We start from the raw sequence: 13,242 nt of genomic DNA, 5'->3' as shown, positions 1-13,242 counted from the left end.
CGAATCAGTGTCGGGGCTGTCGCTAAACTGCCGTCAAGCTTTTTTGCTTTCCGCTCTCTGCTTTCACTTGCCGCTTATGGCTTGCAGCTTGCGGCTGCTTTTAAAGCAACTTGTCCATGGTGATCGGCAGGTCGCGCACCCGCTTGCCGGTGGCGTGGAAGATGGCGTTACCCACCGCCGCCGCCACACCGACGATGCCGATCTCGCCCACGCCCTTGGAACCCAGCGCGTTGACGATTTCGTCCTTTTCCTCGACGAAGAACACGTCGATGTCGTTGATATCGGCATTGATCGGGACGTGGTACTCGGACAGGTTGTGGTTCATGTAACGACCGAGGTTGTGGTCGATCATGCTTTCCTCATGCAGCGCCTGCCCGATGCCCCAGACCACACCACCGGCGATCTGGTTACCCGCGGTCTTCGGATTGACCACGCGCCCGGCGGCTACGGCGCTGACCACGCGACTCACCTTTACCGTGCCCAGCGATTCGTCCACCCGTACCTCGACGAATATCGCCGAGTGCGTAGAGATCGAATACTCGTTGCGTTTCTCGCCCGGCTTGGCGCTGACTTCCGCTTCGAGCACGCCGCTGGCGGAGACGATCTTCGCCAGCTCGACCCGCTGCTCGGGCGAGGCCTTCAAGCGCATCTGGCCGTCAACGAACTCCACATCCTCGAGCTTGGCCCCGGTGAACGGCGATACCGGCGACTGCTGAGCGGCGTCGAGTAATTTGGCCTGCAGCCCCTCACACGCCTGCTGGACGGCTGTCCCGACCGACGACACCGTGAAGGAGCCGCCTTCCAGGGGCGCCTGCGACAGGTTCGAATCACCCAGGCGAAACTCGACCTGCGCCATCGGCAGGCCCATGGCCGCCGCCGCTATTTGGGTCATCACCGTGTAGGTGCCGGTGCCGATGTCGGACGTGGCACTGCTGACCACCAGCCGTCCGTCGGGCTCCAGGCACGCCTTGGCGGCGGCCGGCATCTGCAGCGCCTCCCACACCCCGGTCGCCATGCCCCAGCCGATCAGCTGGTTGCCGTCGCGCATGGAGCGCGGCGCCATCGAGCGGCGTGACCAGCCGAAACGTTCGGCACCCTGCTCGTAGCACTGGCGCAGCTCCTTGCTCGAATAGGGCTTGTCCTCGTTGGCGTTGCGCTCGGAATAGTTGGTCAGACGCAACTGCAGCGGATCGACATTCACTGCGTAGGCCAGTTCGTCCATCGCGCTTTCCAGGGCGTAGACGCCAATGGTGGCGCCCGGTGCGCGCATATCCAGCGGCGTGTATACATCCAGCGGCACCAGTTGATAGTCGAGCCTTGCGTTCGGGCACTTGTAAAGCATCCCGGACCACTCGACCTCATGCTCGGTGAAATCCTCAAAGGTGGACGTCTGACCGATCGCCTGGTGGGTGATGGCCTGCAGTTCCCCGCCGGCGTTTGCGCCGATCGACAGCCGCTGCACGGCCCGCGGCCGATAGCCGAAGGTGAACATCTGCTGGCGCTTGAGGGTGACACGCACCGAGCGCTTGAGCTTGAGCGCCGCCATCACCGCCAGCGTCAGCTGGTACTGAGGGCGCAAGCCGGAACCGAAGGCGCCGCCGACAAACGGCGAGAGGATGCGGATCTTGCCCTCCATGTCGAACACCCCTTCCAGATAGCGCATGCAATTCTGCACGCCCTGGGTCTTGTCGTAGATCTCCAGGTTGCCTTCGGCAAAGTAGTGAACGGTCGAGGCATGCGGCTCCATCGGATTGTGGTGCTCGACCGGCGTGGTGTACTGCACATCCACCCTGAATGGCGCGCTGGCCAGGGCGCTGGCCACATCACCGCGCGGCTTCGGCAGGTCGGCCGGTGCCTTGCGCATGGTTTCCAGCTCGCTGAGCAGGTCGGTGTGATGGGGCTCGCGCTGGTATTCGACGCGCACCAGGCTGCCGGCGTAGCGGGCCAGTTCGAGGTTTTCCGCGACCACCAGCGCGATCGGCTGGCCGCTGTAGAGAATACGGTCGTTGAACAGCGGCCGGAACGGCGAGCCATCGGCGGCATCGTCGTCCTCGTAGGGCTCGTCGTAGCTGGCGATGGGCGGACGGTTCTGGTGGGTCAGCACCAGCGCTACACCGGGCACGGCCTCGGCGGCACTGGCATCGATACTGATGATTCGACCCCGCGCGATGCTGCTGTTGACCACGCTGCCGTAGAGCAGGCCGGGCACATCGAACTCACCGGCGTAACGGGCCTGTCCCGTGACTTTCAGCGGGCCATCGACTCGGTTTAGCGGCTGCCCGAACGGGGAATTGGCTGATTTCATTGGGCGGCTCCTCTGGCGGCGTCGGTCAGGGCGCGAACGATGGCGCGGCGGCCGAGTTCGATCTTGAAGGCGTTGTGTTCGAAGCCACTGGCTCCCTCGAGCAGGATGTCCGCAGCGGCGGTGAACGCGGAATCATCAGCCGTCTTGCCGACCAGCGCCGCCTCGGCTTCGGTCTTGCGCCAGGGCTTGTGTGCCACCCCGCCCATGGCAATTCGGGCGCTGCGGATGTCCCTGCCGTCCATGTCCAGCGCGGCGGCAACGGCAACAAGCGCGAAGGCATAGGAGGCGCGATCACGCACCTTGAGGTAGTTGCTGTGTGCGGAGAAATCCTGCGCCGGCAACTCGACCGCAGTGATCAATTCGCCATCGACCAGGGTGTTGTCGTGCTCGGGCGCTTGTCCCGGCAGGCGGTGGAAGTCGGCAAAATCGATACGCCGCTCGCCTCGCTGGCCCTGCACATGGACCACCGCCTCGAGCGCCGCCAGCGCCACGCACATATCGGAGGGATGCACGGCAATGCAGGCGTCGCTGTGGCCGACAATAGCGTGAATGCGATTCAAGCCGTCACGCGCCGAGCAGCCGCTGCCCGGCTCGCGTTTGTTGCAGGGCGTGGTGCTGTCATAGAAATAGAAGCAGCGAGTGCGCTGCAGCAGGTTGCCACCGGTGGTGGCCATGTTGCGCAGCTGGGGGGAGGCGCCAGCCAGGATCGCCTGGGCCAGCAGCGGGTAGCGCTGCTCCACCAGCGGGTGCCAGGCCAGATCCGCATTGCTCACCAAAGCCCCGATGCGCAGGCCACCGTCAGCCGTCTCTTCGATATCGGCCAGTGGTAGCTGGGTGATGTCGATCAGTTGCGACGGACGGGTGACGTTTTCCTTCATCAGGTCCAGCAGGTTGGTGCCACCGGCAATGTAGCGGCTGTCCGGACGGAATTGCCCGATGGCTTCCTCGACACTGCTCGGGCGTGCATAGCTGAAGGGATTCATGGCGTCACCTCCTTCGCACTGGCCAGACGCTCGCGCGTTTCCGCCGTCGCGTCCTCGATGGCGGCGACAATGTTCGGGTAGGCGCCGCAACGGCAGACATTGCCACTCATCTGTTCGCGCAGATCATCACGGGTTTGTGCCCGTCCTTCGGCGATCATGCCCACCGCCGAGCAGATCTGCCCGGGCGTGCAATAGCCGCACTGGAAGGCGTCGTGTTTGACGAAGGCGGCCTGCATGGGGTGCAGTTGCTCGCCCTGCGCCAGCCCTTCGATGGTGGTCAGCTCTGCGCCGTCGTGCATCACGGCGAGGGTCAGGCAGCTATTGATCCGCTTGCCGTTGAGCAGCACGGTACAGGCGCCACACTGGCCGTGGTCACAGCCTTTCTTGGTGCCGGTCAGGTGCAGTTGTTCGCGCAGCAGATCGAGCAGGGTGGTCCAGGGATAGACCTCGACTTCACGGCGCTGGCCGTTCAGTTGGAGGGAAATGGAACAGGCGGCAATCCCACCTGGGGCGGAAGACGTTTCGCTCATGGCAGCCTCACGGTTTGGGGGGGCTTCGGCTGGCTGTTCTATGCAGGATCGCCGAAGACCTCAGGCATTGGGCGCGCTGTCCGTGCGTCTAGGAAGTACGACTGCCCAGGCGGAAAAATCGTTCAGCCGGGCACGCACACAGCCATGCAAGGTGCTTTATATATAGGTGCCGGGGCGACACGGACCGGCAGGCAGCGACAGCCGGTCAGCTGCTGCGTCGATCATCGGGGCGATCAATGTCCTGCAACACGCCGGAGTCATCGACCTCGATGTCCCAGGCGGCACCACTCGAAAACAGCGCCTGAGCACCGCACTCGCCGTCCAGCGACATCACCTGCAATGCCTGGTCGCGACCGATCCCGCGCGGATGGCCGCGCTGCCCCTGATGGCTTGCCACCACCAGGCGCGGTGGCTCGATCTGCTCAGCGATGCGACGGAAGGTGGCGGGCCGCACATAGGGCATGTCGCCGAGCGCGACCAGCCAGCCCTTGTCGCTCGGGTACTGCCTGACCGCCTGCGCCAGGCTGTGGCCCAACCCCCGGGTGTGCACGGCGAACACCTCGGCAGCGTACCGGTCAGCCTGCAGCCCAAGCCAGGCAAGCAGCTCGCTGTTGTCGTCACGGGTCACGACGACCAGCCGCTCGGCGACCCCGCACAGCGCGCCAAGCGTCGCCGCCAGCACGGGCGGGGCATCAGGCGTGCGGTTGCAGGGAGCGAGCAGTTTGTCCTGATCGGCATGCTCGCGGTAACGGCTGCCCTGCCCCGCCGCCAGCACCAGGGCGCATACACCGCGGACGGGTTCAACCATGCGGGTGCTTCCTCATGTGCAGCGAGCCGGGCATGCCGAGGCGCCTGTGGCGCTCACCCAACCGTCGGTCGGCCTGCTGTTCGGTCATGTTCCCTCCTCGCAGAACGGGGCCAATCGGGCCGTCAGTCACACAGACCCGTCCCGAGTACAACCGTTGCGCGCCGGCTTCACAATCTCGCCCGGTGCCGGCTACAGGGCGGCGCGACCCTACCGTGAAAAGCAGCATTCACCAGTCACCGAATGGAAATTCAACCCGCTCGAGCGACGGTGTAAGATGCCCCGCTTTTTGCGGGCTTCGCCCGGATAAGCTTTGCTGTACCCCAACCGCACGAAAGACCGGCAAGAAGAGGAATCACCATGCTGGAGAAACTGTTCCAACTCAAGGCGCACCACACCACGCTGCGCACCGAGATCCTGGCCGGTCTCACCACCTTTCTGACGATGGCCTACATCCTCTTCGTCAACCCGAGCATCCTCGCCGAAACCGGCATGGATCACGGCGCGGTATTCGTCGCCACCTGCCTGGCCGCGGCCATCGGCTCGGCGATCATGGGCCTGGTCGCCAACTACCCCATCGCGCTGGCGCCGGGCATGGGCCTCAACGCCTTCTTCACCTACACCGTGGTGCTGACCATGGGCTACACCTGGCAGACCGCGCTGGGTGCGGTGTTTCTCTCGGGCGCTATTTTCTTCCTGCTGTCGATCTTCAAGATTCGCGAGTGGATCATCCACAGCATTCCGCTGGCGCTGCGTTCGGGCATCGCGGCGGGTATCGGCCTGTTCCTGGCAATCATCGCGCTGAAAAATGCTGGCATCGTCGTCGACAACCCAGCCACTCTGGTGGGCCTCGGTGACCTCACCGCCGGCGGACCGCTGCTCGCCTGCCTCGGCTTCTTCCTGATCGCCGCGCTGGCTTATCGCAAGGTCACCGGTGCCGTCATGATCGGCATTCTGGTGGTGACCGGGTTGTCGATCCTGCTGGGCCTTTCCGAGCTCAACGGCGTGGTCTCGATGCCGCCTTCGCTGGTGCCGACCTTCATGCAGCTGGACATCATGGGCGCGCTGGACATTGGCCTGCTCAGCGTGATCTTCGCTTTCCTCTTCGTCGACCTGTTTGACACCTCAGGCACCCTCATCGGTGTCGCCCAGAAAGCCAACCTGCTGGACAAGGACGGTCGCATGCCTCGCCTCGGCCGCGCGCTGCTGGCTGACAGCACCGCGACCATGGCTGGCGCCGCACTGGGCACCTCGACCACCACCAGCTACATCGAATCGGCCGCCGGCATCAGCGCCGGCGGGCGCACCGGCCTGACCGCCTGCGTGGTGGCGCTGCTGTTCCTGCTCAGCCTGTTCTTCGCCCCGTTGGCCGGTGCCGTGCCGGCCTACGCCACCGCACCGGCGCTGCTGTTCGTCGCCGTGCTGATGATGAGCAGCCTGGCCAACATCGACTGGGACGACCTTACCGTCGCCGCACCGGTTGCCATCGCCGCGCTGGCCATGCCGCTGACCTTCTCCATCGCCAACGGCATCGCCTTCGGCTTCATCGCCTGGACCGCGATCAAGCTGCTGGCCGGCCGCTGGCGCGAGCTGAGCCCGGCCATGTGGATTCTCTCGGCACTGTTCGTGGTGAAGCTGGGCTGGTTTGCCGGCTGAAGGCAGCTGCAAGCTGCAAGCTGCAAGCTGCAAGCTGCAAGCAAAAGCGTGGCGCACTCCGCGCCATCTGTCGTCATCTTCCGAGCCGTGGATGACGTTTTTTTCATCCACCTTTCATACGGAGACGGGGGGTGGTTGAAGCGTCAGCTGCGCGCCCCGATCCACCCCATTTACCTACCACTCCAAGAGTCTTCATGAGCGCTCCGCAATTCGACCCCGCCACCTACGACGCCCAACTCGCCGACAAGACCGCCCGGCTGGTGGACCTGCTGGCGCCCTTCGACGCACCCGCGCCGGAAGTCTTCGACTCGCCACGTGAACACTATCGGCTTCGCACCGAGTTCCGCCTGTGGCGCGAGGACGGCCAACGCCATTACGCGATGTTCGAGCAGGGCGACAAGCACACGCCCATTCTGATCGACGAGTTCCCCATCGCCAGCCGTCGCATCAACGAGCTGATGCCGCAGCTCAAGGCCGCCTGGCAAGCCAGCGAGACCCTGAGTTTCAAGCTGTTCCAGGTCGAGTTCCTGACCACGCTCTCCGGCGATGCGCTGATCACCCTCGCCTACCACCGCCCGCTGGACGCTGCCTGGCAGCAGGAGGCAGAAAAGCTAGCCGAGGCACTGGGCGCCAGCATCGTCGGCCGCTCCAAGGGCAAGCGCATCGTCATCGGCCGCGACTACGTGACCGAGCAACTGACCGTCGCGGGCCGCACCTTCCGCTACCGACAACCCGAAGGTGCCTTCACCCAGCCCAACGGCGACGTATGCCAGAAGATGCTGAACTGGGCCTACGACGTGCTTGGCGAGCGCAGCGACGATCTGCTCGAACTCTATTGCGGCAATGGCAACTTCACCCTGCCGCTGTCCACCCGCGTGCGCCGCGTGCTGGCCACCGAGATCAGCAAATCCTCGGTCAACGCCGCGCTGGCCAACATCGAAGGCAACGGTATCGAGAATATCGAGCTGGTGCGCCTCTCCGCCGAGGAGCTGACCCAGGCTCTCAACGAAGTGCGGCCGTTCCGCCGCCTGGCCCACATCGACCTGAAGCGCTACGCCTTCGGCAGCGTGTTCGTCGATCCGCCCCGCGCCGGCATGGACCCGGCCACCTGCGAACTGACCCGCCGTTTCGAGCGCATCCTCTATATTTCCTGCAACCCCGACACCCTGGCGGCGAACATCGCCCAGCTGCACGATACCCACCGCATCGAGCGCTGCGCGCTGTTCGACCAGTTCCCCTACACCCACCACATGGAGTCGGGCGTGTTGCTGGTTCGCAGGTGACCACCCAGTGGACGCGGGCAACTGGTCGGCGTTCCGCATCCGTAACCATTCAGCGGCCGTCGACCGACCCGCGAGCGAACGTGGCGTCGCTGACCTCGTCTTGGGTTTGCACCAGCGGGTCTGGCTGATGCGTGGCGGCTCGCCGGCGGTCGGCGACGGCTTGATCGGCAAGCAGTGCTTCAACTGCCTGGCCTGCCACCGGGACGCCGAACGCGGCGACTTCGATGGGGCCAGGTGAAGATCCCGCGTTGAGCGCCACTTCTTCCCACTGAGGCAATCCATGAGGGTTCGTCACCGGAGCTCAGAGGGTTCGTCACCGGAGCTCAGCCTTCGCTCACCTGGCGTACCCGGATCGGCGCCTTGGGCGGCTTTGCCGGCAGCACCACTCTGGCCAGCGGCACGCTGCCGGGCGCTGCCTCGCGCTCGCGATCCGCGCTGCGATTGGCCAGCAGGCTGGCGGTCGCGGTCTGCAGGTAGGCTTCCAGCTGGCGCTGCAATTGCGCCGCCTCGGCATCCGCTGCGAGTCGTTCGCCCTGCGGGTTGGCTCCCAGGCGATAGCGATACAGGCGCGCCGCTTGCTCCTTGGGCTGCACCAGCACGCGGTCACCGCGAATCATCGCCACCGTCTGATCGCTGCCCGACGGTTTGATGATGCCGAACCCCGGATCGTTCGCCGCCAGGCTGAGCAGGTCACGCCCCCAGCACTGGTGCCGCACCTCGCCACCGAGCCGCCCCATGATGGTCGGCACCACGTCGACCTGCGTCCCGACCACATCGCGCCGGCTGCCGAAGCGCTCGGTGATGCCCGGCGCAATCAGCAGCAGCGGCACGTTGAAGCGGAACAGGTCCATCTCGGTAAGCTCCTCCGGCACCCCGAAGCCGTGATCGCCGACCACCACGAACAGCGTCTGCTCGAACCAGGGCTCGCCCCGCACCCTGTCGAAGAACTGCCCCAGCGCCCAGTCCGAATAGCGCATCGCGGTCAGGTGCTGATCCAGATTGCCGTGCCCCTGTACCGGAGCGACCGGCAGTTGCTCCGGCAGCGCATAGGGCGTGTGGTTGGACAGCGTCTGCAGCAGCGCATAGAACGGCTTGCTGCGGTCAAGCTGTCCTAGCTCCTCGGCAGCGCGGGTGAACATGTCCTGATCGGAAACGCCCCAGGTCGGATCGGCCACCACCGGATCGACGTAGTCGTCGCGACCGATGAAGCGGGTCATGCCCTGGTTGCTGAAGAAGCCGGACTGGTTGTCCCAGGCGAAATCGCCGTTGTAGACATAGACGTCGTTGAACTGCCGTGCGCTGAGCAGTTGCGGCAAGCCGGAGAAGCGGTTGCCACCCTCGGGCGTCTGCATCAGGTACTCGAAGCCCGGCAGGTTGGGGAAGCAGGCCATGCTGGCGAACATGCCCTGGTGGGTATGGGTGCCGTTGGCGAAGAAGCGGCTGAACAGCAGGCCCTCTTCGGCGAGGCGGTCGAAGTTCGGTGTGATGCCTTCCTGGCTGCCCAGCGCCCCAACGAAACGCCCGGCGAAGCTTTCCATCAGGATCACCACCACGTTGCGCACCGGCAGCTGCCCGTCCGCTGGCGGCCGGAAATCACGGCGTACCGCCGCCAGCCCGGCATCCACCAGTTGGTCGTTGCCGGTCAGCAGCAGTTCGCGGGTGATCGCCTGCGCCTGCTCGGCCGGCAGCGTCGCCTTCCAGCTGTTGTCACGGTGGCTGGAGAAGCGGTTCCTGGCGGCATCGTAGAGTGACAGCGTCGCGTTCAGGCCGAGGTGGTTGGCGAACATCGACTCGGTGGTGAAGGCATCGCCCCAGCGCAGCGGCGGGCCCTGGCGCAGCGTGCCACGCGCGGCCACCACACAGACCAGCACCAGCAGCGTGAACACCGCGGTGCGGGTATACCAGGCCGCGCCACTGCGGCTTGCGCCGCCTGAATGAACGACCGGCGCGGCATGGGTCAGCCGCTCCAGCCAGCCGAACAGGGCGTACATCGCTACGCTCGCCGCGCCCCAGGCCGCCAGCAGCTGCAGCACCGGGAAGCCGTGCCAGAGCATGCTCAGCACCGTGGCCGGATCTTCCTGCAGATACTGGAACACCAGGCTGTTGAGGCGCTGATGAAACTCGCGATAGAAGTTCAGCTCGATCAGCCCGAGCAGGATCGTCAGGCTGGCGCACACAGTCAACCACAGCCGCAGCAGGCCGCGGGCAGCCATCACACGCACGCTCAGCACGCCGAGCAGCAGTGGCAGCAGGATGTACACCGTCATCCGCAGGTCGAAGCGCAGGCCGTTGCCGAATGCCTCGACGAAACTGGCCAGCGGCGTGCTGCCGATCAGCTCGCGGTTGAACAGCAGCAAGGCCAGGCGCAGCAGGGCAAACACCGCCAGCAGGGCCAGCGCACTGGCCAACGTGAAGCGCAGGTGCGCGGCCAGGGCGTTGAAGCCGGGCAGCGGGCGCTGTCGACCGGGGCGTCGCAATGAGGAAAGCATGGGTATGTCCTTCAGGGGATCAGAATCGCCGCCCAGACCAGGCCGATCAGGCACAGCGCCAGCAGTTGCGCGGCGCTGCCCATGTCCTTGGCCTGCTTGGAGAGCGGGTGCAGTTCGAGGGAGATGCGATCGACCGTCGCCTCGATGGCCGAGTTGAGCAGTTCGACGATCAGGCCGAGAAACACCACGGCGATCAGCACGGCGCGCTCGACGCGGCTGACGTCGAGCAGGAAGGCCAGCGGAATCAGCAGCACGTTCAGCAGCACCAGCTGGCGGAATGCCGCTTCGCCTATATAGGCGGCCTTGAGACCTGCAGCCGAATAGCCGGACGCGTACCAGATCCGCGCCAGCCCGCTGCGCCCTTTCATGACCGCACCACCAACCGGCACGTCAACGCTTGCCGCGTCATCGCTCATCACGCGGGCCGGCTCAGATGACATCGCAGCGCACCTCGCTGAACGTGCGGTGGGCGGCCAGCAATCGTTGCCAGTCTGGCTCAGGCATGGCCTGGCGATGACGCTTGAGCTGGCGCAGGTCATGCCGTGCCGCCGCGCTACGACGAAGCCGGCGACGGCTCTTTTCCAGATCGAGCAGCGCCACCTCGACCCGGGCCGCCGAGCCCTCGCCGTGAACCTTGAGAAAGATGTGCTTGGGGTAGCAGCAGCCATGCTGCCAGCGCGCCTGATGGATACGGCCGAGGGTGCTGCCGACCGCCGCGAGCATGCGCGCCTGCAGCGTGTCGCCGTAATAGGCGGGCATGTCTTCGCCGTACCAGTCCTCCAGGCTGACGAAACCTTCCAGCTCCGCCGTCACCAGCAGCGCCTGCCACTGGCCGGCCTGTTGCCGGGTGCCGCAGTAGACCAGGTCCGGCACCCGCACGCCCAGCCGGCCGATGGCCTGCAGCGCCTGCAGTTCACGTCGTACCGTGGGGCTGCCGAACGGATGCAGCAGCGAGCGGTACAGGTGGCCGATCTGCCGTTTGCAGTACAGCAGCGGCTGCTGCGGATCGCGCAGCCGTATCCGTTGCACACCGCTTTCGCCGGCGCGGCGCTGGTTGGGTTCCTCGACCCATTCGCCCTGTGTGTTCCACCAGCGCTGGAAGGTGCTGGTACGTGCTTCGCGGGCCGGCAGTACGAGAGGACCACTCATGCTCAACCCCGCTTGCGCAGCACGTAGACCCGCCACATGGCATAGCCCGGCAGAAAGTCATTGCGGTCGAGAATGTCGAAGCCGGCCTCGGCGAATTCCGCCTCGATCACCGCGCGCGCGACGACGAAACGGTTCTGGTTGTCCTTCGCCGGCCGGCGACGCTCCAGGCGCTTGCGCTTCCAGGCCTTGTAGTTGCCATCGACCCACAGCGAGACGATCAGCGTGTCACGGGTGACGCGGTGGAACTCACGCAGCATCGCCAGGCGATGCGCCGGATCGGCGATGTGGTGCAGCAGGCGCATGCAGAAGATGGTGTCTACCGCGTTGTCGCCCATGTCGATGGCAAACGCCGACGTCTGAAAGGTCTCCACCCGCTTGAGCACTTCCAGCGGCTGCGCCGACTCGGCGATCGCCAGCATGTCGGCGGAGTTGTCCGCGGCGAAGATCATCCGGCTCGGATGTTTGGCCAGCAGCGGCCAGAAGCGCCCGGCGCCACAGGGCAGGTCGAGCACCAGATCGGGGTCGCCGGCGATCTTCAGTGCGCGGCGCGCCATCTGCTCGTCACGCCAGTGCGACAGCCGCCGGGCCAGCCCGTCCTGGTGCTTGTGCAGGTATTCGTAGGCGTGCTGGCGGTCGTACTTGCGCGAGAACTCCAGTTCGATAGGGCTCGATGTGGGCATGGCGGGCATTCCGGTTGGAAACGGAACACCAAACTAACCAGACGGACATCAAGGGCCCGTCAACAGGATGTGAAAAAGACGTCAAACCACGCCGTCATGAAAGCGCACCTGGAAGCAGCTGCCCTGCGGTTGCCGCGGCACCACACCCACCTGCCAGCTCTGGTGGGCGCAGATACGCTTGACCAGCGACAGCCCCAGCCCCAGTCCTTCGCCGCGCCCCTCGGCGCCGCGCACGAATGGCTGGAACATGCGCTCCTGCTCCGCCAGCGGAATGCCCACACCGCTATCCTCGACGCGAAAGCCACCCTCGCTCAGGACCAGGCGCACCGTGCCGCGGTCGGTGTAGTGCAGGGCGTTGCGCAGCAGATTGGACATCACCGTGCCGAGCAAGGTGTGGTTGTAGACGCCGCGGTCCTCACCCTCCTCCCGCAGCTCGAAGGCCAGCCCCTTTTCAACAAACAGCGGCGCCCAGCGCTCGCTCTGCTCCTGCGCCACGCTCCGCAAGCTGGTGTCACCCGCCAGGGACGCCTGTTGCGGACGCGCCCGCGCCAGCATCAGGAAGGTTTCCACCAGCTCGTGCATTTCCTGCGCGGCACGCTGGATGCGCGCCAGCGGTCGCTGTGCGGCTGGCGGCAGCTCGGCCTGCTGTTCAAGCAGCTCGCAGGCGCCGAGCACCACCATCAGCGGGGTGCGCAGCTCATGGCTGACATCGCTGGTGAACAGCCGCTCGCGCTCCAGGCTCTGGCGCAGCTGGCCGAGGGTGCTGTCGAAGGCCGCCGCCACATGGCCGACCTCGTCGTCCGGATATTGCAACGCCAGTGGCGGCGCCAGCGGGTGCAGCTGGTCACGATGACGTACCTGCTGTGCCAGGCGTGACAGCGGGGCCATGACTTTCCTCGCCATCAGCCAGCCAAGCCCCCAGGCACCGAGGATGCTCAGCACGAATCCCGCCAGCACCACCCTGAACAAGGCCTTCTCGCGCGCCTCGAACTCGTGCTGTTCCTCGACCAGCAGATACTTGGCGCCGTCGATTTCGCGCTGATAGACGTAGTAGGCACCGTCGTTGCGGACCAGCTCGGTGAACCCATCGGCAAGCCCCCTGAAGGCCTCGGGAATGGCGTAGCCAGGCAGGTTAGAGGCGAAGAATCGGGTAGTCGCGTCGAGCCGGGGTGCGTCCCCGTGCCCCATGACGTCGTTGAGCGCGCTGTCCAGTTCGTGCCCCAGCTCCTGGGTCACCAGGTGCTCCTCGATGAAATGCACGACCGCGACGATGCCGAGCGAAAAGGTCCCGCTGACCACCAGCGTCATCAGCGTGAAGGCAATGACGATGCGTCGCGCGAACGGTTGCTTAGCCAGCATGTG

The 13,242-nt window shown here is 65.5% G+C and carries 12 protein-coding genes; 3 read left to right on the top strand and 9 right to left on the bottom strand.

The annotated features are described in order from the left end of the window. Window positions 1-100: 100 nt before the first annotated feature. The 4 genes from NA637_RS09995 to NA637_RS09980 form a co-directional block, all read right to left on the bottom strand. Window positions 101-2,305: a xanthine dehydrogenase family protein molybdopterin-binding subunit gene (locus NA637_RS09995; RefSeq protein ID WP_256072104.1), complete on the bottom strand. Its 2,205-nt coding sequence runs from the start codon at window positions 2,303-2,305 to the stop codon at window positions 101-103. Continuing rightward, window positions 2,302-3,288, bottom strand: coding sequence for an FAD binding domain-containing protein (locus NA637_RS09990; RefSeq protein ID WP_256072103.1), 987 nt, complete (start codon window positions 3,286-3,288; stop codon window positions 2,302-2,304). Before NA637_RS09990 ends, NA637_RS09995 begins: the two co-directional genes overlap by 4 nt. After that, complete coding sequence (locus tag NA637_RS09985; protein ID WP_256072102.1) at window positions 3,285-3,818, bottom strand: (2Fe-2S)-binding protein; 534 nt, start codon at window positions 3,816-3,818, stop codon at window positions 3,285-3,287. The genes NA637_RS09990 and NA637_RS09985 overlap by 4 nt, the downstream gene beginning before the upstream one ends. 205 nt (window positions 3,819-4,023) lie before the next feature. Beyond that, window positions 4,024-4,626, bottom strand: a complete 603-nt coding sequence (locus NA637_RS09980; RefSeq protein WP_256072101.1) for a nucleotidyltransferase family protein — start codon at window positions 4,624-4,626, stop codon at window positions 4,024-4,026. A 357-nt stretch (window positions 4,627-4,983) separates the two neighbouring features. Between NA637_RS09980 and NA637_RS09975 the strand changes: the two genes are divergently transcribed. From NA637_RS09975 to NA637_RS09965, 3 genes are all read left to right on the top strand, one after another. Continuing rightward, complete coding sequence (locus tag NA637_RS09975) at window positions 4,984-6,279, top strand: NCS2 family permease (protein ID WP_256072100.1); 1,296 nt, start codon at window positions 4,984-4,986, stop codon at window positions 6,277-6,279. Window positions 6,280-6,473: 194 nt separating this feature from the next. After that, window positions 6,474-7,562: a tRNA (uridine(54)-C5)-methyltransferase TrmA gene (gene trmA / locus NA637_RS09970; RefSeq protein ID WP_256072099.1), complete on the top strand. Its 1,089-nt coding sequence runs from the start codon at window positions 6,474-6,476 to the stop codon at window positions 7,560-7,562. Window positions 7,563-7,569: 7 nt separating this feature from the next. Then, window positions 7,570-7,800: a diheme cytochrome c gene (locus tag NA637_RS09965; protein WP_256072097.1), complete on the top strand. Its 231-nt coding sequence runs from the start codon at window positions 7,570-7,572 to the stop codon at window positions 7,798-7,800. 85 nt (window positions 7,801-7,885) lie between these two features. Here NA637_RS09965 and NA637_RS09960 read toward each other — a convergent pair whose 3' ends face one another. From NA637_RS09960 to NA637_RS09940, 5 genes are all read right to left on the bottom strand, one after another. Then, window positions 7,886-10,051, bottom strand: coding sequence for an LTA synthase family protein (locus NA637_RS09960; RefSeq protein WP_256072096.1), 2,166 nt, complete (start codon window positions 10,049-10,051; stop codon window positions 7,886-7,888). Window positions 10,052-10,062: 11 nt separating this feature from the next. Next, window positions 10,063-10,467 carry a diacylglycerol kinase gene (locus NA637_RS09955; protein WP_256072108.1) on the bottom strand — a complete coding sequence of 135 codons (405 nt, stop codon included), beginning with the start codon at window positions 10,465-10,467 and terminating at the stop codon, window positions 10,063-10,065. A 13-nt stretch (window positions 10,468-10,480) separates the two neighbouring features. Next, a complete protein-coding gene (locus NA637_RS09950; RefSeq protein WP_256072095.1) occupies window positions 10,481-11,200 on the bottom strand; it encodes a lipopolysaccharide kinase InaA family protein in 720 nt (239 codons plus the stop codon). Window positions 11,201-11,202: 2 nt separating this feature from the next. Continuing rightward, a complete protein-coding gene (locus NA637_RS09945; protein ID WP_256072094.1) occupies window positions 11,203-11,880 on the bottom strand; it encodes a class I SAM-dependent methyltransferase in 678 nt (225 codons plus the stop codon). An 81-nt stretch (window positions 11,881-11,961) separates the two neighbouring features. Next, window positions 11,962-13,239, bottom strand: coding sequence for a sensor histidine kinase (locus NA637_RS09940; RefSeq protein ID WP_256072107.1), 1,278 nt, complete (start codon window positions 13,237-13,239; stop codon window positions 11,962-11,964). Window positions 13,240-13,242 lie beyond the last annotated feature (3 nt).

It is taken from the genome of Stutzerimonas stutzeri (assembly GCF_024448935.1).
GTDB lineage: Bacteria > Pseudomonadota > Gammaproteobacteria > Pseudomonadales > Pseudomonadaceae > Stutzerimonas > Stutzerimonas stutzeri_AO.
Note: the sequence above shows the minus strand (reverse complement) of the source record. Positions and strands in the feature narration are given on the sequence as shown.

Coding starts and splice junctions, on each gene's coding strand:
- NA637_RS09985 (WP_256072102.1), bottom strand. CDS start 3,818: ATGAGCGAAACGTCTTCCGCCCCAGGTGGGATTGCCGCCTGTTCCATT.
- NA637_RS09975 (WP_256072100.1), top strand. CDS start 4,984: ATGCTGGAGAAACTGTTCCAACTCAAGGCGCACCACACCACGCTGCGC.
- NA637_RS09995 (WP_256072104.1), bottom strand. CDS start 2,305: ATGAAATCAGCCAATTCCCCGTTCGGGCAGCCGCTAAACCGAGTCGAT.
- NA637_RS09990 (WP_256072103.1), bottom strand. CDS start 3,288: ATGAATCCCTTCAGCTATGCACGCCCGAGCAGTGTCGAGGAAGCCATC.
- NA637_RS09940 (WP_256072107.1), bottom strand. CDS start 13,239: ATGCTGGCTAAGCAACCGTTCGCGCGACGCATCGTCATTGCCTTCACG.
- trmA (WP_256072099.1), top strand. CDS start 6,474: ATGAGCGCTCCGCAATTCGACCCCGCCACCTACGACGCCCAACTCGCC.
- NA637_RS09945 (WP_256072094.1), bottom strand. CDS start 11,880: ATGCCCACATCGAGCCCTATCGAACTGGAGTTCTCGCGCAAGTACGAC.
- NA637_RS09955 (WP_256072108.1), bottom strand. CDS start 10,467: ATGAGCGATGACGCGGCAAGCGTTGACGTGCCGGTTGGTGGTGCGGTC.
- NA637_RS09960 (WP_256072096.1), bottom strand. CDS start 10,051: ATGCTTTCCTCATTGCGACGCCCCGGTCGACAGCGCCCGCTGCCCGGC.
- NA637_RS09950 (WP_256072095.1), bottom strand. CDS start 11,200: ATGAGTGGTCCTCTCGTACTGCCGGCCCGCGAAGCACGTACCAGCACC.
- NA637_RS09980 (WP_256072101.1), bottom strand. CDS start 4,626: ATGGTTGAACCCGTCCGCGGTGTATGCGCCCTGGTGCTGGCGGCGGGG.